Raw genomic sequence first — 25,239 nt, forward strand, 5'->3', positions numbered from 1 at the left:
AGAGGGGCTGGCAGGCGCGAGGTTCCCCTTCCACGTCGATGTGGGTGAGGGCCAGACCGGGCCAGCGGACCAGCGGCGGCTTCTCCCAGCGAGGATCTCGATAGGGCCTCTGCGGCGGGCCCATGTCCACCGGATCCAGGCGAGCGTCCAGCCAGACCGTCCCCGCTCTATACACCACCAGGCGCGGGACATACCGGCCTGGCGGGGCGCCGACCTGGGCCTGGACCGTGTAACGGGTGAGCCAGGTGCGGGGCCACGGCCAGCGGGCGGTGTCCCACGTCTCCCCGCCCAGCGCCCCATCCCACTGGCCCCACAGCGTCCCGTCTGCCCATTCCAGCCGCAGGGAGGCCCGCAACCCGGAGGGAAGCGGCCCCACGATCCGCCATCCTGCGATCACCGGCAGCGGCTGGTCGATGGGTCGCTGGCCGCCGGGAAGGCCGTAGCCCAGCCAGACCAGGTGGGATCCAAGGGGCTGGCCGGGGTGCCCGAACAGCGCGGCGGGATCGGAAGGGAGGGGGCGGAAGGCCCCCCAGACGAAATGGCGGACCCGAATCCCGCCGGCGAAGGTCAGCGTCTCGATCTCGTCCCCGATCCAGTCCAGCGCGGCGGCGACCACCTGGGCGGGGTCGTTGATCTCGTCCCCCCACTGGACCAGCCAGGCCCCAGAGCGGCCGGCCAGATGGGCGTTGAGGATCGGCGCCACCGTCTCGTAATCCAGCACGTGCCGGACGTCCACGACCGGGTCGGCCGGCAGCGGCAGCGGCAGGCTGGAGCGGGCATAAACCTGATAGGCCGGGAGGGCGAAGCCGCTGACCAGCACCACAGCCTCCTGGGGGCCCCGGCGGGCCTCGACGGCTGCCACGGCCCCCCGCCAGTCGTCCTTGATCCGCTCGGGCCGGCCCAGGATCCCGGCCAGGGGCGGGCCCACCAGCAGGGCCCAGGCCAGGATCCCCACCACCATGGGGAAGAGGCGTCCCCCTCGAAATCCATCGCCGCCGCCCACGCCCACTGCCAGCCAGATCGGGATTGTCACGCCGATGAAGTAGTGGACGTGGAATTTGGGGTTGAAGTAGAGCAGCCCCAGCCCGATGGCCAGTGGCAGGAGGCCTGTGAGCAGCAACAGGCGCCAGACCTCGGACCGGCGCCCGCCGTAAAGCAGCCCGGCCATCGCCACCAGCGCCCCCGCGATCATGCCCGGGGCCCACGGCAGCCCCTCGGGGAGGAGATACCCGGCCATCGGGGCCTGAAGGCCTTGGGCCTTCCCCAGATCGATGAGGGCGCGGAGAAGATCCAGGCGCCCGGCCCAGAAGGCCCCTTGGGTCCGGCCCACCCACCACGCGTGCAGCGCCCCCGGGATCGCGGCCAGCGCCAATCCCAGCGCCCCGCGCCGCCCGACGGGACCCTGCCGGACCAGAAGGGCCAGCAGGCCGGGGAGCATCCAAAGCATCGCATAATGCGTGTAGACGCCGGCGAGGGCCGCCATGGTCGCTCCGACAGGGCAGCGCCGGACCAGGCCCCACAGGGACAGGGCGGTCCACATCCCCAGGAGCGCATACATCCGGGCCTCCCGGGACTCCCAGATCCAGAAGGGCAGTGTGGCCCCCAGTCCCCATGCGATCCGCCCCGCGGTCCGGGAGCCGCTCAGGCGCGCGGCCATGGCCCCCAGGATGGCAACCGTGAGCGTCCCGGCCATCACCGAGGGGAACCGCACGGCGAAAGCGGTGGAGCCGGCGAGGCCCATCCAGAGCCGGAGGATCAGGTGGAAGAGAGGGGGATGGGCCTCCAGGGGCTGCCAGACAGCCCCGCGGGCCAGGACTACGCTGAAGGCCTCGTCATACCACAGACTGGGCCGGTCCAGGCGCCAGACCCGCAGGGCGAAGGCCGCGCCCAACAGCAGCCAATCAGGGAAGCGCACGGAGCGGGGGATCCTCAACGGGGCCTCCCGCGGCGCAGGGTCTCCACCACCGCCTCGACCTGGGCCGCGATCCGGTCCCAGGTGAAGGCCCGGGCCAGGGCCTGCGCCCCAGCCTCCAGGCGGGCGCGCAACGCGGCGTCCTCCAGGACCTCCCGCAAGGCGGAGGCCAGCGCCTGGGGGTCTTCCGGTGGCACCAGGCGCGCATGCTCCCCGTCCTGGAGCTCCGGGAGGGGCGCCCGGGGGAAGGTGGTGACCACGGCCCGTCCGTGGGCCAGGGCGGCCATCAGCGTCCCCCGGCGGAAGGAGGCCCCGTCCCGGTAGGGCAGGGCGCAAACGTCCACCGCGGCGAAGGCCATGGAGACCTCGGCGGGAGATCGATAGCCGGTCTCCCACACGCGGTCCGCCAAGCCCACCGCGACGATCCGACGGCGACAGGCGTGGGCATAAGCCGCCTGGGAGGGATCGCTGGGAGACACCGCCGCCCCAATGTGCACCAGGCCCACCGACAGCCCCTCGGCAGCCAGGCGGGCCAGCGCCTCCAGCAACACATCGAAGCCTTTCGATGGGTGGAGGAAGCCGAAGAACCCCACCAGCGGGCGGTCGAGGGGGAGCCCCAGGTGGCGGCGAGCTTCCGCAGCCTCCGGGAGCGGATCCGGTGGGGCGATGTTGCTGCCGATGGGGATGCGCCATAGCGGGCGGATCCCGGCGGAGCGGAGGGTGGCTTCGTCCTCGTGGTTGGTAACGATCACACCGTCGGCGCGGCGGGCCAGGAAGCGCACGCTCCACGCCCGCAGGGGGCCGGCTTTGGGGAAAAGGTAAGGCACCCGCAGGTCGTGGAAGGTGACCACCACCGGGGTCGGGCCGAGCCAGAGGCGGGCGACAAGGGGCCACAGGTGGATGGATCCGCCCAGCCCGTAGGCGGCGGCCTGATACTGGAGAAGCACCGCGTCCGGCCGCCAGGGACGTAGGGAGCGGCCGAGATCCCGCCATGCCGACGGATCCCAACGGCGGACCACGCGGTAGACGGGGACTGGTGAATCCGCATCTCCCGCGCTGCGGCGATCGGTCCAGACGGCGACGGTGTGGCCGCGGGCCTGGAGGGCGCGGGCCAGTTCACGGGTGTAGTCCCCCACCCCGCCGGGCAGAGGCGGATATTCGCCGGTGATCAGGGCCAACCGCATCGTGCGCTTCTTCGCTCAGGCCCTCAAAGGGATGCACCGCCCGCCCGGAGGCGTTCCCGGAGCCGGGCCTGCAGGTCGTTCAGGGCCAGGAGAGCCTGCAACGGGGTCATGTTCAGCAGGTCCATCTGGAGCAGCTCCTGAAGCAATCCGCGGACCTCCATCGGCGCAACCGCCTCGGGCGGGACCAGGGGCGGGTCCGGCCGGAGGGCGGGCAGCGGGGAGGGGCTCCCCTGGCCCTCCAGGGTCTCGAGGATCTGGCGGGCCCGCCGGATCACCCGCTCGGGCAGGCCGGCCAGCCGGGCGACATGGATGCCGTAGGATTTGTCCGCTGCCCCCGGCACCACCCGGCGCAAGAACACCACCTGATCGCCCACCTCCCGCACCGCCATGGTCAGGTTGCAGGCCGCCTCCAGGTGCCCGGCCAGGCGGGTCAGTTCATGATAATGGGTGGCGAACAGGGTCCGCGCCTGCACCTCGTCGTGGAGGGCCTCGGCCACCGCCCAGGCCAGGCTCATGCCATCGAAGGTGCTGGTGCCCCGCCCCACCTCGTCCAAGATCACCAGGGAGCGCGGGGTGGCGTGGTGCAGGATGTAGGCGGTCTCCATCATCTCGGCCATGAAGGTGGAGATGCCCGCCGTGATGTCGTCGCTGGCCCCCACCCGGGCGAAGATGCGGTCGGCGATGCCGATGCGGGCCGAGCGGGCGGGGACGAAGGAGCCCATCTGGGCCATCAGGGTGATCAGGGCCACCTGGCGGATGTAGACGGACTTGCCGCTCAGGTTGGGGCCCGTGAGGATGATCAGGCGCCGCGCGGCGCTGAGGTCGGTGTCGTTGGGGACGAAGGCCTCGCCGGGCGGTAGGAACCGCTCAACCATCGGGTGCCGGCCCTCTCGGATCTCGATGACGTCGCTCTCCTCCACTGCCGGCCGCGTGTAGCCGTAGCGCGCGGCGGCCTCCGCCAGGGCCTGGTAGACGTCCAGTTCCGCCAGATGGCGGGCCACCCCTTGCAGCCGCTCGATGTGCTCGGCCACCTTCCCCCGCACCTCCACGAAGAGTTCGTATTCGAGATCCTCGATCCGCTCCTGGGTGGCCAGGATCTCCGTCTCCCGGGCCTTCAGTTCGGGGGTGACGAAGCGCTCGGCGTGGGTGATGGTCGCCCGCCGCTCGTAATCCGGAGGCACCTGGTGGGCCTTCGAGCGCGGCACCTCGATGAAGAAGCCGAAGATCTCATTGTAGCGGATGCGCAGGCTGTCGATGCCGGTGCGGACCCGCTCCCGCTGCTCGAGTTCGGCCAGCCAGCGCCGGCCGGCCTCCTCTGCCTGCCGCAGCCGGTCGAGCCCCTCGTGATAGCCCGGTTTGATCAGCCCGCCCTCCCGCAGGAGGATCGGCGGGTCCTCCACGATGGCCCGGTCGATCAGGGCCACCACCTCCCCGCAGGGATCCAGTTCGTCCCGAAGGGTTTGCAAGCGGGCGGACCGCGCCCAAAGCAGCCGGCTCCGGATCTGGGGGATGCGCTGGAGGGTCCGCTTGAGGGCCACCAGGTCCCGGGCGTTGGCGTTGCCGAAGCCGATGCGGCCCACCAGCCGCTCGACGTCGTAGAGCCCGTCCAGCAGCCGCCGCAGGTCCTGGCGCAGCAGCGCGTCCTGCCTCAGTTCCTCCACCACGTCCAGCCGCGCCTGGATGGCCGCCACGTCCACAAGGGGCTGGAGCAGCCAGCGGCGCAGCAGGCGCGCCCCCATCGCCGTCACCGTGTGGTTGAGGACAGAGAAGAGGCTCCCCCCGCCGTTCCCGCAAGGTCTCGGTCAGCTCGAGGTTGCGGCGGGTGATCGGGTCCAGGCCCATATAGGCCTCCCGGTGGTAGGTGCTCAGGCGGCGGAGATGGCGCAGGTCGGAGATCTGGGAGGCCTTCACGTAGTGGAGGGCGGCGCCGGCGGCGGCGACCGCCCAGGGCAGCCCCTCGCACCCGAAGGGCTGCAGGGAGGCCACCTGAAAGTGCTCCAGGAGGCAGCGGCGGGCCCGCTCCGGATCGAAGGCCGCGTCGGCCACCGGGGAGACGCGGACGGTGCGTTCGCCCTTCAGGCGGGCCACCCACGCCTCGTCCCGGGCGCGGGACTCCGGGAGCACCAGTTCGCTCGGGCTCAGGCGGGCCAGTTCCTCCAGAAGGGCGGCCTCCGCCTCAGGCCCCTCCAGTTGCGTGGTGAAGAACTCGCCGGTGGAGAGGTCCAGGGCCGCCAGCCCGAAGGACCGGCCGTCGGGGGCAGGGGCCACCGTCGCCAGGTAGTTCTCCAGTCGATCCCGCAGCAGGGCCTCCTCCACCACCGTCCCCGGCGTGATCACCCGCACGACGTCCCGTTTCACCAGCCGCCGGACCTTCTTCGGGTCCTCCAGTTGCTCGACGACGGCGACCTTGTAGCCTTTGGCGATCAGTTTGCCGATGTAGGAGGTGACGTGATGGGCGGGCACCCCGGCCATGGGGAGGCGGACGTCCTTGGAGAAGGCGCGGGAGGTGAGGGCCAGTTCCAGTTCGCGGGCGGCGATGCGGGCGTCCTCCTCGAACATCTCGTAGAAATCGCCCAGGCGGAACATCACGATGGCGTCGGGGAAACGCGCCTTGATCCGTCGGTATTGGGCCAGCATCGGTGTCTCCGGAGCCATCCCTCTCCCTCCCTGGGCCTTTCTATAAGCCATTGTGGGCCCATGGGTCCCCCTGTGGCAAATCCGCAGGGGGAAAAGGTAGGGGTCAGCGGCGGGGGGCGCTCGGGGTCCCTATTTGTGGGGTGCCCCTCCGCTGGGCCGCCTGGGCACAGAGGCGGCGGCCGCCGGCCGCCAACCACTCGCGCAGCCGCGCGCTGTCGGCACGCCCCTGGCGGGCGTCCGCGTAGATCCCGACGCCCCAGTAGACATATCGCCGGGTCTCCGCCGACCAGCGATCCGGCCGGCCGATCACCGCGTGCCCGCCGTTGTAACCCGCCAGCGCCTGGGCCACGTCGCCTCCCGCCCGCCGCAAGGCTTCCGCCAGGTAGGCCAGCCCCGCCCGGACGTTGGTCTCCGGATCCAGGGGGTCCTCCCCGGCGCCGAAGTGGAAGGGCATGACCTGGAAAAGGCCCAGGGCGCCGCTGGTCGAGCGGGCCTCGGGATCCCCGCACGATTCGATCTGCATGACCGTGGCCACCAGGTTGGGATCCAGGTCGAAGGCGCGCGCCCAGGCCAAAATCTTCCCCGACCAACGCTGGACCTCCGGGGTGAACAGGGGGGCCAAGGGGGTCTGCGCGCCGGCGGCCGCCGACGGAGGCGGGGCCGGGGCACCCCGACCCCGATCGGCGATCGGCTCAAGGGCCGGCAGGGCGATGGCCACCACCCGGGCCAGCGGGACCAGCACCAGCGCCGCGATCACGAGCACGCCGAAGGGAAGGCCTCGGGTGATCCAGCGCTGGGCGTGAAGGGCCAGCATCGATGTCCTCCGGGCTTACCGCGCGGTCCGGCGGGCCGCCTCCTCCCGGGCCCGCTCCACCTCCTCTGGCGTGATCAGGCGGGGCCGGGCCGGCTCGGAGGCGGCGGGGCCCTTGGCCGCCTCCTCCACCTGGCCCGCCGCCCACGCTCGGACCTGATCGACCATGCGGCCCAGGAAGGGCCGCCACAGGCCCATCAGGGTGCTCACCAGCAGCACCCGCCCGGTCCACACCACGAAGGCCACGGCGGTGGGGATGTAGGGGGTCAGCGCGAGCAGGGGCGCAGCCCGCTGGGCGCCCGCCATGGGGCTGGCCATCAGCGCCCAGGCCACCGCCCACCACTTGAGCAGGGCGTTGGCCCCCGAGGCCAGCAGCCAGGCCACCAGCACATACCAGAACCCGGGCTTTCCCCGCTCGTCCGGGATGGACAGGTACAGCAACCCCGAGAGATCCATCAGCCACAACCCCAGCGCCAGCAGCGTCGCCCACGAGAGCCCGTCGGCCATGAGATTCCCGAAAAGCACAGCCAGGGCATACTGGGAGGCGGCGTAGTTGAACCACTCCAGGGCCAGCCACCCTCCCGCCATCATCAGTCCCACCCCCAGCGCCAGCAGGGACACCGTCCGCTTCGGGGTCCCCCCAAAGTCCAAAGGACTTTGGGGGGTGCCCCTCCGCTGCGCCTCGATCTCCTCGGCCGGCCGCGGTCCCGGCGGGGCCGGGCCCTCCGGCCGGGCCGCGATCCATCCGCGCCAGGCCATGGGGACCTCCTTAGAACAAATGTTCTAATCCGCAGACCCATCTTAACACCGGCGGGGCGGGGCTGTCAAGAACCCGCATCAGGGGTCAGGGCGGAATGGGGGGCACCCCTTCACAGCCCCCTGAGGGCCTCGGCCCAGGGGGCCAACCGGGCGGCCTCCTCGGGGGTGGTCGGCGCCACGCCCTCCAGCCGTTCCGGGGGCCACAGGAGGGGCTGGCCGCAGAACGGGCAGAGGGGGGAGACGCTGCTCTCCACGAACCGTTCGGGGTGCCCCTCCGCGCCGGCGACGATCCAGAAGGCGATCTCCCCCGGGACCGCCGCGCGTTGCACCTGCAGCCCCTCGTGACCCCGGCATGCCCGGTCGTCGCAGAAGAGCACGGCCATCGTTCCCTCGTCCATCACCGCTCCCGAAGCAGGGGCGCAACAGACTGCCCCCACCGTCCAATCTCCCCCCATTGTCGGCCCGGGCCCCGAGCCTGTCCACTTTTCCCCTTCGCCGGAGGTGGGCGTGGCGTGTTAGAATCACAAGAGGCCCGGTGGATCCAGAGGCCGCCAGCGTGGCGAGGGGGCCGGGGATGGAGGTGGAGATCCGACCGTTGCGGACCCTGGAGGAGATCCAGGCCTGCGTGGAGCTCCAGCGCCGGATCTGGGGATCCGACGACCTGGATGTGGTCCCCGCGCACTTGCTGATCACCGCTGCCCACAACGGCGGGGTGCTGTTGGGCGCCTTCGCGGGCGGGCAGTTGGTGGGCTTCGTCTTCGGCTTCCTGGGCACGGACGAGCGGCGGGGGCGGGAGGCCCCGGCCACCGTCAAATTGAAGCATTGCTCCCATCAACTCGGCGTGCTCCCGGAGTGGCAGGACAAGGGGATCGGATACCGGCTGAAACGGGCCCAGCGCGAGGCCGTCCGCAACCAGGGGCTCCGCTTGATCACCTGGACCTATGATCCCCTGGAGAGCCGTAACGCCTATTTCAACATCGCCAAACTGGGGGCGGTCTGCAATACCTACCTGCGCAACGCCTACGGGGAGCTCCACGACGCCCTGAACCGCGGCCTGCCCACCGATCGCTTCCAGGTGGACTGGTATATTGCCAGCCGCCGGGTGGCGACCCGCCTGAGCCAGGGCCATTACGCCCTCTCCCGTGCCCTCTTCGAGCAGGCCGGGGCCGTCCTGGTCAACCCCTGTCGGTTCGACGAGCGCGGCCTGCCGATCCCCCCGGAGGCCTTCGCGACGCCGGACGTGGCCTTCTGGCTGGTGGAGATCCCCCATCGCTTCCAGGAGGTGAAGCGCCAAGATCCCGGCCTGGCCCGGGCCTGGCGGTTCCACACCCGGGAGCTCTTCGAGACCGCCTTCGCCCTGGGCTATCTGGTGGTGGATTTCCTCCGGGATCAGGAGGCGGGGAGCCCGCCCCGCAGTTTCTACGCCCTGGTCCGGGCCCATCTGACGGGGGCCGAGCCCTGGAGCGTCTTCGCCCGGGACCTGGTGGATCTTCAGGACGCGGAGTGAGGGATGCGGCTCCGTCTCTTCCAGAATCCGGCGGCCTTCGACGAACTCGCGGAGCCCTGGCTCGGCCTGTTGAGCCGCTCGGCGGCGGATTCCCCCTTCCTCCGCCCGGCGTGGCTGCGGACCTGGTGGGCGCACCTCGGGGAGGGAGAGCTGTGTCTGATAGCGGTGGAAGCAGAGGGCCGGCTGATCGGGCTGGCCCCTATGCGTCGGATCGCCCAGGACGGCAGGATGCTCCTGGAGACCTTTGGGGAGGCGGTCACCGACTACCTGGACCTGGTGGTGGAGGCCGGTTGGGAGGAGGCGGTGGCCCACGCCCTGCTGGGCTGGCTGTGCTCCGCCCAGGCCCCGCCATGGGACACCCTGGTCCTCTGGAACGTCCGGGCGGACTCTCCGACGTGTTCGCTGTGGCCCCGCCTGGCCCCGGCCTATGGCCTCTCCGTCCAGGTGGAACGGCTGACCGTCTGTCCGCTGTTGCTCCTGCCCCCCACTTGGGAGGCCTACCTCCAGATCCTGGATCGCAAGGACCGCCACGAGTTGCGGCGCAAGCTGCGCCGTATGGAGGCGGTGGAGGGAGCTCGGTGGTATATCCTGCGGGAGCCCGGCCCGGGCGTCGCGGAGGCTGCGGAGGCCTTCCTGGATCTGATGGCCCTCGGCCATGCGGAGAAGGCTGCCTTTCTACGCCCCGCCGTCCGCGGCTTCCTCCGCCGCGTGATCGAGGTTGGCTTCCAGGAGGGCTGGGCTCGCCTCTCCTTCCTGGAGATCGATGGGGAGAAGGCGGCCGCCTATTTGGATTTCGACTACGGGGATCGCATCTGGCTCTATAACTCCGGCCTCAACCCCTATCGTTTCACCGGCCTGAGCCCGGGGCTGGTGCTGCTGGCCTACCTGATCCGCGAGGCCATCGAGCGGGGGAAACGGGCCTTCGATTTCCTGCGGGGGGATGAGCCCTACAAGTTCCGCTTCGGGGCGCGGGAGGTTCCCCTCTACCGGATCCTCCTCCAGCGGGAATCACGCCTCAGCCAGTCCGACCGGGAGGTGCGCCATGGCCGTGGAGATCAAGGTCGTGCGGATCGAGAAGCCTGACGAACTCAACGTGATCCTGGGCCAGAGCCATTTCATCAAGACGGTGGAGGACATCCACGAGGCCCTGGTGAACACGGTGCCCGGCATCAAGTTCGGCCTGGCCTTCTGCGAGTCCTCCGGCCCGGCCTTGGTACGGGCAAGCGGCACCGATCCGGACCTGGTGGAGCTGGCCAAGAAGAACGCCCTGGCCGTCGGCGCGGGCCACTTCTTCATCGTGATCCTGGGCAAAGGCTACTACCCCATCAACGTCCTGAACGCCATCAAGATGGTCCCCGAGGTCTGCCACATCTACGCCGCCTCGGCCAACCCGATGCAGGTGATCCTGGCCGAGACCGAGCAGGGGCGCGCCGTCCTGGGCGTGGTGGACGGCGTGGCCACGCGGGGGGTTGAGACCGAGGCCGACGTGGCCCACCGGCGGGAGTTCCTCCGCAGGATCGGCTACAAGATGTGAGGGGCGCGGGCCCTGGAAGCGGGCCGAATGGGGCCGGTGGTGATGGTCTTCCTGGACGGGGTCGGCCTGGGGGAGGCGGACGCGGCCAACCCCCTGGTCCACCCGGGCTTGCCCCGCCTGGCTGGCCGCCTCGGGCGTCCCATGGCCCGCGGGTGGGCGGGGGAAGGACCAGGGTGGCTCTGCCGCGAACTGGACGCCACCCTAGGCGTCCCGGGCCTTCCCCAGAGTGCCACCGGCCAGACGGCCTTGTTCACCGGGCACAACGCGCCGGCCCTGGTGGGAGGTCATCTGACCGGCGCCCCGACGGCGGCGTTGCGCGCCCTGCTGGAAACGCACAGCCTGTTCGCTCGGGCCCTCGCCCATGGCCGGCGGCCCACCTTCGCCAACGCCTACTCGGCCCTCTATTGGGAACTGGTCGCCCGGCGCCGCCTGCGGCCTTCGGTGACCACATGGATGAACCGCCTGGCAGGGCTGCCCTTCCGGACCTTTGAGGATCTGATGGCCGGGCGGGCGCTGCTCTGGGACATCACCCACACCTTCGCGCCGGCATGGGCCCGCCGCCACGGGCGGCCTTTCCCCGACTTGCCCCCCCGCCTGCCGGAGGCGGCGGCCGCCTGCCTGCTCGGCCTCCTGGAGGAGGCGGACCTCGTCCTGTTCGAGAGTTTCCTGACCGACCTGGTGGGCCACCGCCACCTGCCCCCCGAACCTGTGTTGAAGGTCCTGGATCGTTTTCTCGATGCCCTGCTGGAAGGACGGCCGTCGGGAGCCACGATCCTGGTGGTCAGCGACCATGGCAACATGGAGGACCTGAGCACCCGGCTGCACACCCGGAACCCGGTTCCCCTTCTGGCCGTGGGCCCGGGCGCCCCCGCTTTCCGAGGGGCCCGCTCCCTCCTGGACGTCACCCCTGGGGTCTTGCAGGTGCTGGACCATGGGCAGCGCGCCCCCGCCGTTCATGGAGGTCCGATTTGAGGAGGAATCGGGGCGCGGCGCTGCCGCCCCCGTCTTTGACGGCGGGGAGGCAGCGTGTTAGGATAGAGCGATCCGGAGGTTCGCCATGGGAGAGCGTCGTCAGCGGCGGATCGGAGAGCTCCTGCGGGAGGAGCTGAGCGCCCTGGTTTCCGAGTTGAAGGACCCTCGGGTGGCCGGGGTGACGGTGACCGCGGTGGAGCCCGCCCCGGACCTGACCATCGCCAAGGTCTACGTGACGACGTGGCCTGCGGATCCGGCCCGGCGGGAGGAGGTGCTGGCCGGCCTGGAGCACGCCAAAGGCTACCTCAAACACGAACTAGCCGGCCGGGTCCTCCTGCGCCGCATCCCCGACCTCGTCTTCAAATGGGACGACACCTTCGACCGGGCGGACCGGATCGAGCGGCTGATCTCTCGGCTCCATGAGAACCGGGGACGACCTTCCGATGAGCCGTGAGCAGGCGCGCCGGGTCCTGGAGCAAGCGCAGCGCATCGCCGTGGCCACCCACATCGCCCCCGATGCGGACGCCCTCAGCAGCGCCATCGGCCTGACCCTGATCCTCCGCCGACTGGGGAAGGAGGCCGTGGCGTTCTGCGACGACGATCTCCCGCCCCGGCTGAAGACCCTCCCCCACGCCGACGAGATCGGCCGGACGGCCCATGGATCCTTCGACCTGCGGGTCAGCCTGGACGCCAGCGACCCGTCCCGCCTGGGCCAGGCCTTCCGCGGGCTTGAGAGCCTCCCGCTGCTCAACATCGATCACCACGTCACCAACATCGGCTTCGGGACCATCAACTGGGTGGAGCCCGCGGCGGTGGCCACGGCGGAGATGGTGCTGTGGCTGGCCGACGACCTAGGGGTCGCCTTGGACCCGGAACTGGCCTCGCTCCTGTTGGCCGGCATCGTGGGGGACACCTTGGGGCTGCGCACCCCCAACGTGACGCCCCAGGTGCTGCGCGAGGTGGTCCGCTTGATGGAGGCGGGCGCCTCCCTGGCTGCCCTGGTGGACACCCTGTTCAACCGCCGATCCCTCGCTGCCCTCCGCCTCTTCGGCCAAGCCCTGGCGGGGGTCCAAATGGAAGACGGGGTGGTCTGGACGGTGATCACCCGGGAGATGCGGGCGGCCTCCGGCTTGCACCACGCCAACGACCTCAGCCTCTCCAGTTTCCTCATCGGCACCGAGGAGGCGCGCATCGCGGCGGTCTTCACGGAGCGGGACGATGGGCAGGTGGAGGTGAGCCTGCGGGCCCGGCCGGGCTACGACGTGGCGCGGGTGGCTCTGGCCTTCGGCGGGGGCGGGCATCCCCCTGCCGCCGGCTGCCTGGTGCCCGGCCCGCTGGAGGCCGTCGTCCCCCGCCTCCTGGCCGCTCTCAAAGCGGCCGCCCAGGGGGAGACAGACGGGAAAGCCCCATGAGGCCCATCCGCGTGGGCATCCTCACCGTCAGCGACCGGGCCGCCCAGGGGATTTATCCAGATGAAAGCGGTGCGGCCCTTCGGGAGTGGGTCCAGGCCCAGCCCGGATGGACCGTCGCCCAATACGCGGTGGTCCCGGACGATCCCCAGGCGATCCGCCAGGCCCTTCAGGCGTGGTGCGATGCGGAGGGGCTGGACCTCATCCTGACCACGGGGGGCACCGGGTTCGGGCCCCGGGACCTCACGCCCGAGGCGACCCGACCGCTGTTGGAACGGGAGGCCCCGGGCATCGCCGAGGCGTTGCGCTTCTATAGCCTCCAGCACACGCCCTTCGCCATGCTCTCCAGGGGGGTGGCGGGCATCCGCGGGCGGACCCTGATCATCAACCTGCCGGGAAGCCCCCGGGCCGTCCGGGAATCCATGGCCCTCCTGGCCCCGGTTCTCCCCCACGCCATCGCCCTGCTGCGGGGGGAGTCCGGACCGGCAGCCGAGCATCGGCAGCGGGCCTGAGCCGGGCCCTCACCGTGCCAGCATCAGCACCATGTTGTAATACGCGAGGTTGGCCTCCCGCCTGCGCTGGACCACTTCCTCCAGGGGAAGGGTGACGATGTCACGGCCCTGGAGGGCGGTCATCACCCCCCGCTCGCCGGCCAGCAGGGCCTCCACCGCCTTAACCCCCATCCGGGTGGCCAGCAGCCGGTCGAAGGCCGTGGGGCTGCCGCCCCGCTGGATGTGGCCCAGGATGGTGATCCGGACGTCGAAGCCGATGGGATGGCTCTCCAGGAAACGGGCCACCTCGGTGGTCCGGTAGCGGGCGCCCTCGGCGATGACAATGAGGGCGTGGGTCTTTCCGCGCTCATAGGCGTCCATCACCGCGCGGGCCACCTCCTCCAGGCTGGTCTCCCGCTCGGGGATCAGCACCATCTCCGCGCCGCCGATCACCCCCGCGATCAGCGCCAGATATCCGCAATCCCGGCCCATCGTCTCCACCAAGAAGGCCCGTCCGATGGAGGAGGCCGTGTCCCGCAGGCGGTCGATGGCGTTGATGATGGTGTTGAGGGCGGTGTCGACGCCGATGCTCATGTTGGTGCCCCAGATGTCGTTGTCGATGCTGGCCGGGACGCCGACAACGGGGAAGCCCCGCTGGTGGAGGGCGAGGGCCCCGCGCATCGAGCCGTCACCGCCGATGACCACAAGCCCCTCGATGCCATACTGGTTCAGCCGGCGCAAGGCCTTGCGTTGTCCCTCCTCCGTCATGAACTCTTTGGAGCGGGCCGTCTGCAGGATGGTGCCCCCCCGCTGGATGATGCCGCCCACATCGCGGGGACGCAGCTCGGCGATCTCCCCTTCGATCAGGCCCTGGAACCCGCGGCGGATCCCGAGCACCCGCACCCCGTGGTAAGCGGCGGTGCGCACCACCGCCCGGATGCAGGCGTTCATGCCCGGCGCGTCGCCTCCGCTGGTCATCACTCCGATGCAACGCATCCGCCTCACCTCCCTCGATGGGCAAGCCTTCGCGCTCTATAAAAACGCAATATTATACCCATTTTAGAGGGCCGGGCCGGGGCCGCACAGTTCTCGTGGGGAGCGCAGCGGCGGTGGGGTTGACGGGGCGCCCTGGCCCATCTTACAATGGGAGCCCCATCGTTCGAAGGAGCCGTCGGTGAACGCCCTGCTGCCTCACCCCGAGGCGCGAAAGGTCGGACAGGGCCGGCGGGCCTGGTGGCTGGCCCCGCCCGCCCCGGAGGCCGTGCGGGGGGCTTTGGCCCCGTGGCCCCCCGTCCTCCAGGATCTTCTCTATCACCGTGGGATCGTCTCCGCGCAGCACGCCGCCGCCTTCCTGGCCCGGTCCGGGCCCGTTGGGGACCCCTTCCAACTGAAGGGTATGGAGGAGGCGTTGGAGCGGCTGGAGGGCGACCGGCGCGCCGGCGTGCCGGTCGCCGTCTATGGGGACTACGATGTGGACGGCGTGGCGGCCACCGCCATGCTGGCCCAAGCCCTCCAGGCCCTGGGCCTCTCCGTCCGCTCCTATATCCCCCATCGGGACACGGAGGGCTATGGCCTGAATGGCGAGGCCCTGAGACGGCTGGCCGCGGAGGGGATCCGGGTGGTGATCACCGTGGACTGCGGGGCCCGTGCCGTCGAGGAGGCCGCCCTGGCCCGCTCCCTGGGCCTCACGCTCATCGTCACGGACCATCACCTCCCCGGGGAGCGGCTTCCCGAGGCCATCCTGATCAACCCCAAGCAGCCCGGCTGCCCCTACCCGTTTCAGGAGCTGGCCGGCGTGGGGGTCGCCTATAAACTGATCCAGGCCCTGAAGGCCCTTCACCCCAGCGCGCCCTTCGAGCCGGAGGACTTCTTGGACCTGGTGGCCCTGGGCACGGTGGCGGATGTGGTGCCGTTGCTCGGGGAGAACCGGGCGCTGGTGGCCCAGGGGCTGGAGCGGCTGCGGCGCCCGGCCCGCCCCGGCCTGCAAGCCCTCTCCGCGGTCGCCGGCCTGGAGGCCTCCCGTGTGGATCCCTGGGCCATCGCTTTCATCCTGGCCCCCCGGTTGAACGCCGCCGGGCGCCTGGAACATGCCCTGGCCGCCTATCGCCTGCTGACCACCGCTGACCCCGAGGAGGCGGCACACCTGGCCCAGGAACTGGACCGCCAGAACCGCGAGCGGCAGGCCCTGACCGTGGCCACGGAGGAGGCTGCCCGCGCCCTGGCCCTCCCCGACGAGACGGTCCCGTGGATCCTGTTCGCCGCCTCCGAGGCGTTCCGGCCCGGGGTGGTCGGCTTGGCGGCCGGCCGGCTGGCGGAGGCCTTCTATCGCCCCGCGGTGGTCATCAGCCTGATGGGCGAGGAAGGGCGCGGGTCGGCCCGCAGCATCCCGGAGTTCCACATCACCCAGGCCCTGGACGCCTGCGCGGATCTCTTGGTGCGCCACGGCGGGCACGCCGCCGCCGCCGGGTTCGTGGTGCGCCGGGAGAACGTGGAGGCCCTCCGCCAGCGGCTGATGGATCTTGCCGCCCGCCAACTGGGCGAGCGGGATCTGCAGCCGGTCACGGTGGTGGAGGCGGTGCTGCCGCTGCGGGAGGTCACCTGGCGCCTCTACGAGGCGATCACCACGCTCGAGCCCTTCGGCTACGGCAACCCGGCCCCCCGCTTCCTGAGCCGCCGGGCGCTGGTGCGCGCCGTCCGGCCGGTGGGCGCCGACGGCCAGCACCTGCGCATGGTGCTCACCCTGCCCGAGGGCGGGCCGGTGTGGGACGCCATCGCCTTCCGCCAGGGATCCCGAGCCCGTGAGGTCCGCCCCGGGGCGCTCCTGGATGTGGTCTATGAACTGCGGGCCGAGCCGTGGGACGGCGAGCCTCGCCTGACCCTGCATGTGGAGGACTTCGCCCCGTCAGCGGAGGGCGTCGGGGAGGAGGCGGTCCCCGGATGCTAAAGCAGCCCGGCCCCACCCCCGGGACGTCGGCCGCCACTCGGGATTTCCTCTGGCCCCACCTGAAGGCGGTCCCCGCCTTCCGGGCCCTGCTCCGGGCCGTCGAAGCCCGGTTCTATCAAGGCCTGGACATGCCGGAGCCGGTGCTGGACCTGGGGTGCGGGGACGGCCACTTCGCCACGGTGGCCTTCTCGGGCAAGGCCCTGGTGGGTCTGGATCCCGAGTGGCTGGCCCTGAAGGAGGCGGTGGCCCGCCGGGCCTATCGGTGGGTGGTCCAGGCCGACGGCGCCCGCATGCCCTTCCCGACGGCCTTCTTCGGCACCGTGGTTAGCAATTCCGTCCTGGAGCACATCCCCGCCGTCGAGGCCGTCCTTGAGGAAGTGGCGCGGGTGCTGCGGCCCGGCGGGGTTTTCGTCTTCTGCTCTCCCAGCGACCGCTTCGCCGCCTCCCTTTCTGTCTACCGATTGCTGCGCCGCCTGGGCGCCCGGCGGTGGGCGGAGGCCTACGGCCGGCTGTTCAACCGGATCTCCCGCCACCACCACTGCGATCCCCCGGCGGCCTGGGCGGCCCGCCTGGAGGCAGTCGGCCTGCGGCCGGTCTGCTGGTGGTCCTACTTCTCCCCAGGGGCGATGGCCCTGCTGGAGTGGGGCCATCTGTATGGGTTGCCCGCGCTGTTCTGGAAGAAAGTGACCGGCCGCTGGATCGTGGGGCCGTGGACGTGGAGCCTGTGGCCGGTGGAGCGGATCCTGCGTCCCTTCTACGAGGCCCCGTTGTGCGAGGCCGGCGCCTATTTCTTTATGATCGCCGTGCGGGAGGGGGGATGAGGCCGCGGTGGATGGCCCTGGCGGCCGTCGGGGCTGCCGTCCTGCTGGCCTTCGCGGGGCAGCAGCGGCTGGATGCCAGCCCACGCGAGGCCCCGGACCCGGTGGGGTGGGCGCTTTATGCGGGGGCGTTGGCCCTGCTGGCCTGGGGGCTGCTTCGGGATCCGGCCGTGCTGGAGGCGCCGGTGCCTGTGGCCTCACCCCCACCGTCCGCCCAAGGCGGGCGCTGGGGGGCGTTGGCCCTCAGCCTCGCCTGCACGGTCCTGGCCTTTCTGGCTGCAGGGGGCAACCGCTTCCGCCTGCCCGGGGTGGTCGCGGGGGCCCTGGCGGTGGTCGCGTGGTGGGTTGCCTGGTGGAACGAGCCAGCCCCGCGGAGGCCGAGGGAAGGCCTGCGGCTGCGGGCGTGGCACGGGGTGGCCCTCGCCCTGCTGGTCCTGGGGGTGGGGTTCCGCTACTGGGACCTGTGGAACCTTCCCCTGGACGTCAACAGCGACCACGCCGAGAAACTGTTGGACGTCCGGGACATCTTGAACGGGGAATACCGGATCTTCTTCCCCCGCAACACCGGCCGAGAGGCCTTTCAGTTCTATCTGGCGGCGGCCACCGTCCGCCTCTTTGGGATGCCGTTGCACAAGTTCACCTTGCAGGTGGGCACGGCCCTGATCGGCGTGCTGCTGCTGCCTGCCCTTTACTTGCTGGGCGCGGCCCTCTGGGGGCGGCACGGCGGCCTGTGGACCATGTTCCTGGGTGCCATCGCCAGTTGGGCGGTGATCCCAGCCCGCGTGGGCCTGCGCTATCCATTCCTGCCCACCTTTGCTGCTTGGTCGCTGGCCTTCCTGATCCGGGGGCTGCGCTCGGGGCGGCGGGTCGATTTCCTGTGGATGGGGTTCTTCCTCGGGGTCGGGTGGTATGGGTATTCGCCGTTCCGGGGGATGCTGGCTGCCCTCCCCGCCGCCTTCGGGGTTGTGTGGCTGCTCCGCAAGGGCTGGGCGACCCCCGCAGGCCGCCGCCTCGGGCTCGATTTCGCCATCGGGATGGGGACGGCCGTGCCGGTGCTGGCCCCCATGCTGCGCTTCATCGTGGACTTCCCGGAGGTCTTCTTCTACCGCCTGATGACCCGGATCTCCACATGGGAGCAGCCCATCCCGGGGGATCCCCTCCGGATCCTGATCGACAACGTCCGCCGGGCGTTGCTGATGTTCCACTGGATCGGGGACGAGGTCTACGTGGCGACGATCCCCGGCCGCCCGATGCTGGATCCGCTGATGGGCGGGCTGCTGGTGCTGGGCGGGCTGGGGGCATTGCTGTGGATGCTCCGTCGCCGGGATCCGGTGCCGACCGCGGTGCTGGCCGCCGGCTTCGCGATGCTCTTCCCCTCCGCTTACAACCTCGCTTTCCCCCGCGAGAACCCCAGCGCCGTCCGTGCCGCTGGGGCCCTCCCCGCGGTCCTGGCCCTCATCGCCGTGGTCCCCACCCTGTGGACCGCCCGCTGGGGCGCTCTGGGGCGCGGGCGTTGGGTCGGCTGGGGGATGGCGGCCCTCCTGGCGGGAGCGCTGCTCTGGCTCAACGCGGAGCGGATCTTCCGGACCTACGCCGAAAGTTACTGCCACGCCGTCCTCAACGCCTCGGACGCGGCGGAGATCGTGCGAGGTTTCTACGCCCTCGGGGGGCCGCGGACCAACGCCTTCTACGTGGCCTATCCCTACTGGTTCGACTCACGGCTGATCGGCATGTGGCTGGGAGATCTGGACTGGCCCTACACCGTCTGGCACGAGGACCTCCCGCGGGCGCTGGAGGGCCACCGGCATCTCCCCGGCCCCAAACTCTATCTGGTCCACCCGGACGACGACGCCTCGTTGGCCGCCCTGCAGGCCGCCTATCCGGAGGGCTGGTGGACCCTCCGCCCGCGCTCCCGTTGCGTGGGGCTGGGCATCCGGGTCTTCTTCGCGCCGTCCCTTGTCCGGCCATAGCGCCCCTGCTAAGATACCTCTTTGAGGGAATCCCAGTTCCAGCGCACGGGAGCGATCCGCCGATGAAGGTGGTGCTATTGCGGGATGTGCCGAACCTGGGGCGGGCCGGCGAGGTGAAGGAGGTGGCCGACGGCTACGCCCGGAATTACCTGATCCCGAAGGGCCTGGCCGTGCCGGCCACCGAGGGCCTGATCCGCCACGCGGCCGAAACCCGCCAGGCGGCTGAGCAGCGCCGGGTCCGCCAACTGACCTCGGCCCGGGAGAAGGCTGCCCGTCTCGAAGGAGCCGTGGTGACGGTTCAGGCGCGGGCCGGGCAGGGGGACCGCCTCTACGGCTCGGTCACGGCCCAGCAGATCGCCGAGGCCATCGCCCGGCAATTGGGGGTGGAGGTCGACCGACGACGCATCGAACTGGAGGCCCCCATCCGGACCCTCGGGACACATCCGGTGCGGGTCCGGCTGGGGCCGGAGATCACCGCCCGGGTACAGGTGGTGGTGGAGCGGGAGGCCTGAAGGTGTCCATCGGCGAGCGGCTGCGGGCGGCCCGGGAGGCCCGAGGGCTTTCCCTGGAGGAGGCCGCTGAGCAAACCCGTATCAAGCGGGTCTATCTGGAGGCCCTGGAGAGCGAGGCCTTCGCCGCCTTTCCCAGCCCGGCCCACGCGCGGGGGTTCTTGCGGCGGTATGCCCGGTGGCTGGGGCTGGACGAGGCGGCGTTACTGGCGGAATGGGACGGTCTGTTGGCGGCCGTGCCCCCGCCCCGGCCAGCCCGCATGCCTTCGATGTTCCAGCTCCCCCGGATCCCGACCCGGCCGGCCTTTCCTGGATGGCGCCTGGCCAGCCTGGGCCTCGCCTTCGCTCTGGCCCTCGTTCTCATCGGTCTGGCCTGGGCGCATGGGCTCCCCCGCCTTGGGACCCCACCGCCCGGCCCGACCCTTACCCGGTCTCTTCCGTCCGCCGGGGCGGGGCCGACCCTGTCGCCCGTCGGGCCTGCCCCAGGGCTTCGGCTGGAGGCGGAGGCGCAAGAACATGTTTGGGTTCGGATCCTGGCCGACGGCCAGGTCGTCTATCAGGGCCTGTTGCGGCCAGGCGAGGTTCGGACCTGGGAGGCCCGGGAGATCATCCAACTGGACACCGGGAACGCCGCCGCCCTGCAGGTCTCGGTCAACGGCCTGCCCCAGGGCCCGCTGGGCGGGCGGGGGGAGATCGTTCGGAAAACATGGCGGGCGCCGGCCGCTGCCTCCCCGTGACCGGCCGCGTCCCGGATCCTTATCGGAGTGCACGGATGGCCGTCGAGCGAGGCAAGCGTTATCACTTGATCACACTGGGCTGCGCCAAGAACGCCGTGGATTCCGCCAGCATGGCCCAGTTGCTGGAGGGGGCCGGCTATCGAAGCGTGGACCGGCCGGGCCGGGCCGATGTGTTGATCGTCAACACATGCGGGTTCATCGAGGCCGCCCGTCAGGAATCCCTGCGGGTCCTGCGGGAACTGGCGGCTCGCAAGAAGAAAGGACAGCTCCTGATCGCCGCCGGCTGCCTGGCCCAGCGCTGGGGCGCACGCCTGGTCCAGGAGGTCCCGGGCATCGACGGCGTCATCGGCACCCGACGCTGGATGGACATCCTGGAGTTCCTCGAGCGCCTGCGGGGACGCATGGCCCCCGAGCCCCTTTACCACATCCCGGAGGACGGCCCCATCCGCCGTGAGGAAAAGGGGGTGCTGCGGGCGGCCGTGCAGGGGGCTAGCGCATATCTGAAGATCGCCGACGGCTGCCGCCGGCCCTGCGCCTTCTGCGCCATCCCGCTGATCAAGGGGCCCGCCGTCAGCCGTCCCCCCGAGGTGATCTGGGCAGAGGCCCGTCGCCTGGTGGACCAGGGCGTCCGCGAGCTGATCCTGATCGCCCAGGACACCACCGATTACGGCCACGACCTGGGCCTGCGGGACGGCCTCCCCATGCTGATCGAGGGGCTGGTCCAGCGCGTCCCGGAGGTCCGGTGGATCCGGATCATGTATGCCTATCCCGGCGCCGTCTCCGATCGCCTGATTGAGGTGATGGCCCGCTATCCCCAGGTGGCCCACTACCTGGATCTTCCTCTTCAGCACGGGCACCCGGCGGTGTTGCGCCGCATGCGCCGGCCCTCGAACATCGATTGGGTCTACCGCACGGTGGAGAAACTCCGCCGGGCGATGCCGGACATCGCCCTGCGCACCACCTTCATCGTGGGCTACCCCGGCGAGACGGAGGAGGAGTTCGAGGCGTTGCTTCGCTTCGTCCAGGACCTGGAGTTCGATCGAGTGGGCGCTTTCACCTACTCTTACGAGCTGGGCACCCCCTCGGCGGAGCAGCCAGGTCACCTGCCGGAGCCCGTCAAGCAGGAGCGCTACGAGCGCCTGATGGCCGTCCAGCAGCCGATCTCTCTACGCAAGAACCAGGCCCTGGTCGGCCGGGTGCTGGACGTGCTCATCGAAGGGGTGGGGGATGGCCTGAGCGTGGGGCGGACCTATCGGGACGCCCCGGAGATCGACGGGCTGGTGCTGATCGAAGGGGAATGGCCGGTGGGCCAGTTCCTGCCCGTCCGCATCACCGGCGCGCTGACCTACGACCTCATCGGGGTGGTGGAGCCCAGCGCCGCCCCCCAGCCTCTCCCTCCGGCGCCGATCGCCGCGCAGAGGCCCTGAGGTCGGCTCGATCCTCCCCGCAGCCGGTTGTTGCCGCTTTTTCCCCTTCCGCATTAAACTGAATATCCCCGTCGGGGGAGAACGGCGCGGTGGGAAGGCCATGGGCGGCCGGCGGCTGCGCTATCTCATCTTCGATCTGGACGACACCCTGTATCCCCGCGGCTCAGGGTTGATGGACCGCATCAGCGAGCGGATCGGCCGCTACATGGTCGAACGCCTGGGCTTCTCCCCGGAGGAGGCCGAGGCGCTGCGGCGCCGGTATTACGCCCAGTATGGCACCACCCTGCGGGGCCTGCTGGAGGAGCACGCCATCGACCCCGAGGATTACCTCGCCTACGTCCACGACGTGCCGTTGGAGCCCCACATCGCGCCGAACCCGGCGCTGGACCGGATGCTGGGCCGTCTGCCCCTCATCAAGGTGATCTTCACCAACGCCAGCGAGGAACACGCCCGGCGCGTCCTCGAGCGCCTGGGGGTGGCCCGGCATTTCCCCATCATCCTCGACGTGCGCCGGGTGGACTTCTACAACAAGCCGGACCCCGAGGCGTATCGGCGGATCCTGCGCCACCTGAAGGCCCAGGGCCCGGAGTGCGTCTTCGTGGATGACTCCGCTCGCAACCTCCATCCGGCCCGGGCGCTGGGGATGATCACCATCCAGGTGGATGGGGATCCGGACGACGGGGTGGACTTCCACGTTCCGGACATCCTGAGCGTGGAGCCGGTGATCTGGCGTCTGCTCCGGGAGCGGGATGGCCATCGGCGATCGCCTTGAGGGCCCGCGACCTCTCAGGGCGCTGGGCCCTGGGGGGCACTCCCTGATCCCTCCGCCGCGCGGCGGCGGGCTTCCTCCAGGTGGCGGAGCCAGGCCCGGCCCTGGCGGGTGGCCCCCCAATCCACCAGGCGTGGGAAGGCCTGGTGGATCCAGATGGCCGGGAGATAGCGGGCGGGGACGACGATCTCGGGGACGGGCCGGCGCAGGGCCCGCCAGATGGCGCGGGCCACCGCCTCGGGGGCCAGCCCCCCCGGCACCTTGCCGGGATCCACCTCCAGGCCGCTGGCGGCCCGGCCGAACTCGGTGCGCACCGGCCCCGGGCTGATCACCGTGACGTGGATCCCATACGGGCGCAGCTCCCGGCGCAGCCCCTCGCTGAACCCCACCACGGCGAACTTCGTGGCGGAGTAGACGGTGAGGGGGGGCGTGGCGATGTGGCCAGCTACCGAAGCCACGTTGAGGATGTGGCCGTGCCCCACGGCCTGCATGCGGGGGATGACCAGCCGGGTGAGGTCGATCATGGCCAGCACGTTCACCGTGAACATCCGCTCGATGACCTCCCAGGGGGTCTCGGTCACCAGGCCGTAATAGCCGAAGCCGGCGTTGTTGATCAGGATCTCCACTGGCCCCCACCAGGCCTCCACCGCCTCAACAACCCTCCGGCGCGCCGCCGGATCGGCCAGATCGGCGGGAAGGGCCATGGCCTCGCCGCCGTCCCGGCGGATCTCCTGCTCAAGAGCGGCCAGCCGATCCTGCCGCCGCGCGACCAGGGCCACCCGCATTCCGTGACGGGCCAGCAGGTGGGCCGTGGCCGCCCCGATCCCACTGCTGGCCCCGGTGATCAGCACCACCGATCCCGCACGCATCGGATCGCCCTCCTTCGATCGGTGGATCGGTTTGGAGTATATTGCATAATCCCTGGATCTGGAAGGACCGGCCGGGCGTGCTGATTTTCAAAGCGAATCTCCTGTTCGCTGCGATCCCAGCGGTTCATGACCCCCCTATCCGGACGCGCTGGGTCTACGGAACGCCATCGGATCGCCTCGGGGAGGGAAGCGCTATCCCTTGCCCGGACCGGCGTCCAGCACGGCCGTGGGGAGGTCTTTCCCTGCGGCGGCCAGGGCCTCGAGGTCCGGTGCCTCCAGATAGAGGGGGCGCACCGCCCGCGGGAGCAGCCATGCCTCCCAGATCCGAAGGCGGCTCTCCGGGTCGAAGCGGCCTTCCTGTTCCTGGTACACTGCCATCCAGGGGCGGCCCTGTTGTTCCGCTTGGCGCACGAGGGCTTCAAAGACGCCACGGGCCTTGTCCGCCAGAGTGGCCCAGGCCCAGGCGGCGGCCCACGCCGTGGCCTCCGCCGGCGCCCGGACGCGGACGGCGGGACCTAGCCGGAGCAGCACGCCGTCGGTGCAGCGAAGGGGCTCGGGGCCCAGGAGATACAGTTCCACAGCCTCCAGGTCCAGGTCCCGCACCCAACCGCTCACGGGCCTCCCCTCCGGCGTCTCCCCCTCCCATTCCGCCCGCGGCTCTTCGTAGCCGAAGCGCAGCAGCCAGGGCAGCGCCCATGGCTCCCGCACCCACCGGCCCCGTTCGGTGAGGATCCGGCGGGGGATCACCCGGCGAGGCCCCGTCCATTCGGGGAAGGCGAAGGCCAGCGAACGGTCCGCGGCGGCCAGGATCGGCTCGCCCTGTCGCCGCAGGGTCTCCGCCAGCCCCTCCAGGGAGAAGGGCGGGGTGGCTCCCCACAGCAGGACCCGTCCCGCCCGTCGGCTGACCAGGCCGGAGAGCTCGCCCATCGCCTTAGGCTGGCTGGAGGGCGGCCATGGTGCTGCGGATCAGCTGGACCGACCGCTCGAGCATGGCCCGTTCCTCCTCGGTGAGGGGGAGCTCGATGATCTGCTCCACGCCCTTGCGGCCCAGTTTCACCGGCACACCGAAGCAGATGTCATAGAGGCCATATTCGCCCTGCAGGTAGACCGAGCAGGGGACGATGAGTTTCTGGTCCTTCAGGATGGCCTCCACCATCTGGGCCACCGCCGCGCCGGGGGCGTAGTAGGCGCTGCCGGTCTTGAGGAGGCTGACGATCTCACCGCCGCCCTTGCGTGTGCGCTCCACGATGGCGTCGATCTTCTCCTTGGGCAGGAGCAGCGAGATGGGGATCCCGGCCACCGTGGTGAAGCGGACCATGGGCACCATCTCGTCGCCATGGCCGCCCAGCACCATGGCCTGGACGTTCTCCACGGCCACGTCCAGTTCCATGGCGATGAAGGTGCGCATCCGCGCGCTGTCCAGGACGCCAGCCTGGCCGATGACCCGCTCCCGGGGGAGGCCGGAGAGCTTATAGGCCAGATAGGTCATGGTGTCCAGCGGGTTGGTCACCACGATGTGGATGGCATTGGGCGAGAGGGGCACTGCCTTGTTGATCACGTCGCGGATGATGTTGGCGTTCACGTTGACCAGGTCCTCGCGGCTCATCCCGGGCTTGCGGGGGACCCCGGCGGTGATCACCACCACGTCCGAGTTGGCCGTCGGCTCGTAGTCGGTGGTCCCGATAAGGCGGGTGTTATAACCCACAATGGGGCCGGCCTGCATGAGATCGAGGGCTTTCCCTTTGGGCATGCCTTCCGTTTGCGGGATGTCCACCAGGACGATGTCGCCGATCTCCCGCTCTGCCAGCCAGTGGGCGGTCGTCGCGCCCACGTTCCCCGCCCCCACGATCGTGATCTTCGGGCGCATGGCATGCTCCTTCCGGTCGGGTGGTCAGGTCGCTCACAAACATTATAGCCAGCTCCAAGGGAGACGGGACGCTCTGCGGGGGCGGCGAGCCCCAGTGTTGGGTTTAAAATAAC

The 25,239-nt window shown here is 70.7% G+C and carries 24 protein-coding genes and 1 pseudogene; 14 read left to right on the plus strand and 11 right to left on the minus strand.

What is annotated here, in order from left to right; translation table 11 throughout:
* The 7 genes and pseudogenes from C4313_RS04990 to C4313_RS05020 form a co-directional block, all read right to left on the minus strand.
* On the minus strand, positions 1–1,933 hold a 1,933-nt coding region (locus C4313_RS04990; RefSeq protein WP_352428773.1), incomplete at its 3' end, for a glycosyltransferase family 39 protein.
* Positions 1,930–3,096 (minus strand): glycosyltransferase, encoded by a 1,167-nt coding sequence (locus C4313_RS04995; protein ID WP_352428774.1) that lies wholly within the window; start codon positions 3,094–3,096, stop codon positions 1,930–1,932. The genes C4313_RS04995 and C4313_RS04990, both read right to left, overlap by 4 nt.
* Positions 3,097–3,119: 23 nt before the next feature.
* Complete coding sequence (mutS, locus tag C4313_RS05000) at positions 3,120–4,835, minus strand: DNA mismatch repair protein MutS (protein WP_352428775.1); 1,716 nt, start codon at positions 4,833–4,835, stop codon at positions 3,120–3,122.
* A gap of 193 nt (positions 4,836–5,028) precedes the next feature.
* A pseudogene (locus C4313_RS05005) lies at positions 5,029–5,784 on the minus strand (MutS N-terminal domain-containing protein); the annotation flags it as partial.
* A gap of 52 nt (positions 5,785–5,836) precedes the next feature.
* The gene (locus tag C4313_RS05010) at positions 5,837–6,547 is read right to left on the minus strand and encodes a lytic transglycosylase domain-containing protein (RefSeq protein WP_352428776.1); all 711 of its coding nucleotides are present in this window, start codon (positions 6,545–6,547) and stop codon (positions 5,837–5,839) included.
* 15 nt (positions 6,548–6,562) lie between these two features.
* Entirely contained in the window at positions 6,563–7,303 is a 741-nt protein-coding gene (locus tag C4313_RS05015; RefSeq protein ID WP_352428777.1) for a hypothetical protein, read from the minus strand.
* A gap of 110 nt (positions 7,304–7,413) precedes the next feature.
* Positions 7,414–7,701: a hypothetical protein gene (locus tag C4313_RS05020; RefSeq protein ID WP_352428778.1), complete on the minus strand. Its 288-nt coding sequence runs from the start codon at positions 7,699–7,701 to the stop codon at positions 7,414–7,416.
* 176 nt (positions 7,702–7,877) lie between these two features.
* Here C4313_RS05020 and C4313_RS05025 point away from each other — a divergent pair, with 176 nt between their 5' ends.
* The 7 genes from C4313_RS05025 to C4313_RS05055 all read left to right on the plus strand — a co-directional run bounded on the left by C4313_RS05025 (position 7,878) and on the right by C4313_RS05055 (position 13,237).
* Positions 7,878–8,810, plus strand: coding sequence for a GNAT family N-acetyltransferase (locus C4313_RS05025; protein ID WP_352428779.1), 933 nt, complete (start codon positions 7,878–7,880; stop codon positions 8,808–8,810).
* A 3-nt stretch (positions 8,811–8,813) separates the two neighbouring features.
* Positions 8,814–9,893 carry a GNAT family N-acetyltransferase gene (locus tag C4313_RS05030; RefSeq protein ID WP_352428780.1) on the plus strand — a complete coding sequence of 360 codons (1,080 nt, stop codon included), beginning with the start codon at positions 8,814–8,816 and terminating at the stop codon, positions 9,891–9,893.
* On the plus strand, positions 9,859–10,344 hold the full coding sequence (locus tag C4313_RS05035) for an adenosine-specific kinase (protein ID WP_352428801.1): 486 nt from the start codon (positions 9,859–9,861) through the stop codon (positions 10,342–10,344). The genes C4313_RS05030 and C4313_RS05035 overlap by 35 nt, the downstream gene beginning before the upstream one ends.
* 27 nt (positions 10,345–10,371) lie before the next feature.
* Positions 10,372–11,316 (plus strand): hypothetical protein, encoded by a 945-nt coding sequence (locus C4313_RS05040; RefSeq protein ID WP_352428781.1) that lies wholly within the window; start codon positions 10,372–10,374, stop codon positions 11,314–11,316.
* A gap of 85 nt (positions 11,317–11,401) precedes the next feature.
* On the plus strand, positions 11,402–11,770 hold the full coding sequence (gene rbfA / locus C4313_RS05045) for a 30S ribosome-binding factor RbfA (protein WP_352428782.1): 369 nt from the start codon (positions 11,402–11,404) through the stop codon (positions 11,768–11,770).
* The gene (locus C4313_RS05050) at positions 11,760–12,728 is read left to right on the plus strand and encodes a DHH family phosphoesterase (protein ID WP_352428783.1); all 969 of its coding nucleotides are present in this window, start codon (positions 11,760–11,762) and stop codon (positions 12,726–12,728) included. The genes rbfA and C4313_RS05050 overlap by 11 nt, the downstream gene beginning before the upstream one ends.
* On the plus strand, positions 12,725–13,237 hold the full coding sequence (locus tag C4313_RS05055) for a MogA/MoaB family molybdenum cofactor biosynthesis protein (RefSeq protein ID WP_352428784.1): 513 nt from the start codon (positions 12,725–12,727) through the stop codon (positions 13,235–13,237). Before C4313_RS05050 ends, C4313_RS05055 begins: the two co-directional genes overlap by 4 nt.
* A 9-nt stretch (positions 13,238–13,246) precedes the next feature.
* Here the strand turns inward: C4313_RS05055 and pfkA are convergent, their stop codons facing one another.
* The gene (pfkA, locus tag C4313_RS05060) at positions 13,247–14,212 is read right to left on the minus strand and encodes a 6-phosphofructokinase (protein ID WP_352428785.1); all 966 of its coding nucleotides are present in this window, start codon (positions 14,210–14,212) and stop codon (positions 13,247–13,249) included.
* Positions 14,213–14,390: 178 nt separating this feature from the next.
* Between pfkA and recJ the strand changes: the two genes are divergently transcribed.
* From recJ to C4313_RS05095, 7 genes are all read left to right on the plus strand, one after another.
* Complete coding sequence (recJ, locus tag C4313_RS05065) at positions 14,391–16,160, plus strand: single-stranded-DNA-specific exonuclease RecJ (protein ID WP_352428786.1); 1,770 nt, start codon at positions 14,391–14,393, stop codon at positions 16,158–16,160.
* On the plus strand, positions 16,154–16,981 hold the full coding sequence (locus tag C4313_RS05070; RefSeq protein ID WP_352428787.1) for a class I SAM-dependent methyltransferase: 828 nt from the start codon (positions 16,154–16,156) through the stop codon (positions 16,979–16,981). The genes recJ and C4313_RS05070 overlap by 7 nt, the downstream gene beginning before the upstream one ends.
* Positions 16,978–18,948 (plus strand): glycosyltransferase family protein, encoded by a 1,971-nt coding sequence (locus tag C4313_RS05075; protein WP_352428788.1) that lies wholly within the window; start codon positions 16,978–16,980, stop codon positions 18,946–18,948. The genes C4313_RS05070 and C4313_RS05075 overlap by 4 nt, the downstream gene beginning before the upstream one ends.
* 62 nt (positions 18,949–19,010) lie before the next feature.
* Complete coding sequence (gene rplI / locus C4313_RS05080; RefSeq protein ID WP_352428789.1) at positions 19,011–19,460, plus strand: 50S ribosomal protein L9; 450 nt, start codon at positions 19,011–19,013, stop codon at positions 19,458–19,460.
* 2 nt (positions 19,461–19,462) lie between these two features.
* On the plus strand, positions 19,463–20,194 hold the full coding sequence (locus tag C4313_RS05085) for a RodZ domain-containing protein (RefSeq protein WP_352428790.1): 732 nt from the start codon (positions 19,463–19,465) through the stop codon (positions 20,192–20,194).
* 35 nt (positions 20,195–20,229) lie between these two features.
* Positions 20,230–21,621, plus strand: coding sequence for a 30S ribosomal protein S12 methylthiotransferase RimO (gene rimO, locus C4313_RS05090; RefSeq protein WP_352428791.1), 1,392 nt, complete (start codon positions 20,230–20,232; stop codon positions 21,619–21,621).
* Between the two features lie 100 nt (positions 21,622–21,721).
* A complete protein-coding gene (locus tag C4313_RS05095; RefSeq protein WP_352428792.1) occupies positions 21,722–22,393 on the plus strand; it encodes a pyrimidine 5'-nucleotidase in 672 nt (223 codons plus the stop codon).
* Positions 22,394–22,407: 14 nt separating this feature from the next.
* Here the strand turns inward: C4313_RS05095 and C4313_RS05100 are convergent, their stop codons facing one another.
* The 3 genes from C4313_RS05100 to mdh all read right to left on the minus strand — a co-directional run bounded on the left by C4313_RS05100 (position 22,408) and on the right by mdh (position 25,126).
* Positions 22,408–23,259 carry an SDR family NAD(P)-dependent oxidoreductase gene (locus C4313_RS05100; protein WP_352428793.1) on the minus strand — a complete coding sequence of 284 codons (852 nt, stop codon included), beginning with the start codon at positions 23,257–23,259 and terminating at the stop codon, positions 22,408–22,410.
* A gap of 192 nt (positions 23,260–23,451) precedes the next feature.
* Entirely contained in the window at positions 23,452–24,186 is a 735-nt protein-coding gene (locus C4313_RS05105; protein WP_352428794.1) for a hypothetical protein, read from the minus strand.
* Between the two features lie 4 nt (positions 24,187–24,190).
* The gene (mdh, locus tag C4313_RS05110) at positions 24,191–25,126 is read right to left on the minus strand and encodes a malate dehydrogenase (protein WP_352428795.1); all 936 of its coding nucleotides are present in this window, start codon (positions 25,124–25,126) and stop codon (positions 24,191–24,193) included.
* Positions 25,127–25,239 lie beyond the last annotated feature (113 nt).

Source organism: Thermoflexus sp. (genome assembly GCF_040289485.1).
In the GTDB taxonomy this organism is placed as follows: Bacteria; Chloroflexota; Anaerolineae; order Thermoflexales; family Thermoflexaceae; genus Thermoflexus.